This is a genomic window from Geodermatophilus sp. SYSU D01105 (assembly GCF_054050095.1).
This window is the reverse complement of record NZ_JBJGYR010000046.1, coordinates 1-3,802: the sequence shown is the minus strand read 5'-3', so window position 1 is coordinate 3,802 and position 3,802 is coordinate 1. Positions and strand designations below refer to the sequence as shown.

Sequence of the window (3,802 nt, the reverse complement as noted above, 5' to 3'; positions counted from 1 at the left end):
TGGTTGTCCGGCGGCGTCCTACTCTCCCACCCCGTCTCCAGGGCAGTACCATCGGCGCTGAGAGGCTTAGCTTCCGGGTTCGGAATGGTACCGGGCGTTTCCCTCTCGCCATGGCCGCCGTAACGCTGTGAACTTCCACCGGCCCGCCGGTGGCGGGGGTGGTGAGGCGTTCAGAACCGCACAGTGGACGCGACATGTCATCTTCGTTGCTGCTCGACCGGTGCCCGGCCGCGGAGGTTCGGGTAGATGTGTGGTCAAGCCCTCGGCCTGTTAGTACCGGTCAGCTCCACGCCTTGCGGCGCTTCCACTTCCGGCCTATCAACCCGCTGGTCTGGGCGGGGGCCTTACCCGGTTGTCCCGGTGAGAGACCTCATCTTGAAGCGAGCTTCCCGCTTAGATGCTTTCAGCGGTTATCCCTGCCGAACGTAGCCAACCAGCAGTGCACCTGGCGGTACAACTGGCACACCAGAGGTTCGTCCGTCCCGGTCCTCTCGTACTAGGGACAGCTCTTCGCAAGTCTCTTACGCGCACGGCGGATAGGGACCGAACTGTCTCACGACGTTCTAAACCCAGCTCGCGTACCGCTTTAATGGGCGAACAGCCCAACCCTTGGGACCTACTCCAGCCCCAGGATGCGACGAGCCGACATCGAGGTGCCAAACCATCCCGTCGATATGGACTCTTGGGGAAGATCAGCCTGTTATCCCCGGGGTACCTTTTATCCGTTGAGCGACACCGCTTCCACATGCCGGTGCCGGGTCACTAGTCCCAGCTTTCGCTCCTGCTCGACCCGTCGGTCTCACAGTCAAGCTCCCTTGTGCACTTGCACTCGACACCTGATTGCCAACCAGGCTGAGGGAACCTTTGGGCGCCTCCGTTACATTTTGGGAGGCAACCGCCCCAGTTAAACTACCCACCTGACACTGTTCCTGATCCGGATCACGGACCGAGGTTAGACATCCAATTCGACCAGAGTGGTATTTCAACGGCGACTCCATCCACACTGGCGTGCGGACTTCACAGTCTCCCACCTATCCTACACAAGCCGAACCGAACACCAATATCAAGCTGTAGTGAAGGTCCCGGGGTCTTTCCGTCCTGCCGCGCGTAACGAGCATCTTTACTCGTAGTGCAATTTCGCCGAGCCTGTGGTTGAGACAGCTGAGAAGTCGTTACGCCATTCGTGCAGGTCGGAACTTACCCGACAAGGAATTTCGCTACCTTAGGATGGTTATAGTTACCACCGCCGTTTACTGGCGCTTGAGTTCTGAGCTTCGCCCCGAAGAGCTAACCCGTCCCCTTAACGTTCCAGCACCGGGCAGGCGTCAGTCCGTATACATCGTCTTACGACTTCGCACGGACCTGTGTTTTTAGTAAACAGTCGCTTCTCACTGGTCTCTGCGACCCCCCACCGCTGCCCCGCGCAAGGCGGTTCACAGCAAGGGGTCCCCCTTCTCCCGAAGTTACGGGGGCATTTTGCCGAGTTCCTTAACCACAGTTCGCTCGATCGCCTCGGTATTCTCTACCTGACCACCTGAGTTGGTTTGGGGTACGGGCCGCTCGGAACTCGCTAGAGGCTTTTCTCGGCAGCATAGGATCATCCCATTCGCCTCACTCGGCTATGCGTCAGGCCTCACCCTCATGACACGCGGATTTGCCTACGTGTCGGGCCACACCCTTGCACCGGTACTACCACTCACCGGTGGGACTACCTTCCTGCGTCACCCCATCGCTTGCCTACTACCAGTCCGGATCCCGCGCTACTCCCATCCGGGCACACAAGTGCACCCGAACGGTTTGGGGCGGTTAGCATCGCTGGGTTCGGCATGGGCGTTCCTTCGCGGGTACGGGAATATCAACCCGTTGTCCATCGACTACGCCTGTCGGCCTCGCCTTAGGTCCCGACTCACCCTGGGCGGATTAGCCTGGCCCAGGAACCCTTGGTCTTCCGGCGGGGGAGGTTCTCACTCCCCTCTCGCTACTCATGCCTGCATTCTCACTCGCGTGGCGTCCACGGCTGGATTCCTCCGCCGCTTCGCTCGCCACGCGACGCTCCCCTACCCATCCCAGCCCCTGGCCGGCGCTCACGAGGAACGACGACGGGGTGCTGCTGGAATGCCACGGCTTCGGCGGTGTGCTTGAGCCCCGCTACATTGTCGGCGCGGAACCACTTGACCAGTGAGCTATTACGCACTCTTTCAAGGGTGGCTGCTTCTAAGCCAACCTCCTGGTTGTCTCTGCGATCCCACATCCTTTTCCACTTAGCACACGCTTAGGGGCCTTAGCCGATGATCTGGGCTGTTTCCCTCTCGACTACGAACCTTATCGCCCGCAGTCTCACTGCCGCGCTCTCACTTACCGGCATTCGGAGTTTGGTTGACGTCAGTAACCTTGTGGGGCCCATCGGCCATCCAGTGCTCTACCTCCGGCAAGAAACACGCGACGCTGCACCTAAATGCATTTCGGGGAGAACCAGCTATCACCGAGTTTGATTGGCCTTTCACCCCTACCCACAGCTCATCCCCCAGGTTTTCAACCCTGGTGGGTTCGGTCCTCCACGCGGTCTTACCCGCGCTTCAACCTGGCCATGGGTAGATCACTCGGCTTCGGGTCTAGAGCACGCGACTGGATGCGCCCTGTTCGGACTCGCTTTCGCTACGGCTGCCCCTCACGGGTTAACCTCGCCACGTACCACTAACTCGCAGGCTCATTCTTCAAAAGGCACGCAATCACCGCGCACCCGAAGGCGCATTGACGGCTCTCACGGCTTGTAGGCACACGGTTTCAGGTACTATTTCACTCCCCTCCCGGGGTACTTTTCACCTTTCCCTCACGGTACTTGTCCGCTATCGGTCACCAGGGAGTATTCAGGCTTAGCGGGTGGTCCCGCCGGATTCACACCGAATTCCACGGGCTCGGTGCTACTTGGGAACACGCTCGGGAGGACGTGTGCTTTCGTGTACGGGGCTGTCACCCTCTACGGCGACCCCTTCCAGAGGCCTTCCACTAACACGACGTCTTTCTCACTCCCTCGCAGCCCGGCAGAGCTGCGCGAACGGTCCCACGACCCCGCCTCCACAACCCCTGCCGGGTATCACATGGAAACGGTTTAGCCTCCTCCGCTTTCGCTCGCCACTACTCACGGAATCACGGTTGTTTTCTTCTCCTGTGGGTACTGAGATGTTTCACTTCCCCACGTTCCCTCCACACGCCCTATGTGTTCAGGCGCGGGTCACACCACATGACTGGTGCGGGGTTCCCCCATTCGGACATCCTCGGATCAACGCTCGGTTGGCAGCTCCCCGAGGCTTATCGCAGCCTCCTACGTCCTTCATCGGCTCCTGGTGCCCAGGCATCCACCGTGTGCCCTTAACAACTTGGCCACACAACTATCCGACCCTCCGCACACACACGCGTGCGGCACCGGCCGGTCCTACAGAACAAAAGATGCTCGCGTCCACTGTGCAGTTCTCAACGACCCACCAGCCACCGGCCCCACCGCCCCGCCGAACCCACACAGGCGTGTGGTGGTACGAGACCGGACCGGCCCTGAACCGAGGTGCCCCACCCCCGGGCCGGCCCACCGGGCCGGCACCGAAGGAATGGATCCGCTCCCTCAGGACCCAACAGCGTGCCTACCACCGGCCCCGCCCCGACCCCGCGCGTTCCCCGCGCCACAGACCATGCTGCGGCGCCGTACTGGCGCAGGCCCGAACCGGACCGGCCGAACTGGTCAGCGTTCCACCCTCGAGCACCACCCCGAACACCCGCCGCCCGCTCGGCACGAGCAGGCGATCACGGT

General features: G+C 61.2%; 2 rRNA genes. Both read right to left on the bottom strand.

The features are described from left to right. Nucleotides 1-5 precede the first annotated feature (5 nt). A 5S ribosomal RNA gene (gene rrf, locus ACI79I_RS24275) occupies nucleotides 6-122 on the bottom strand. A 128-nt stretch (nucleotides 123-250) separates the two neighbouring features. Then, nucleotides 251-3,383, bottom strand: a 23S ribosomal RNA gene (locus ACI79I_RS24270). Nucleotides 3,384-3,802 lie beyond the last annotated feature (419 nt).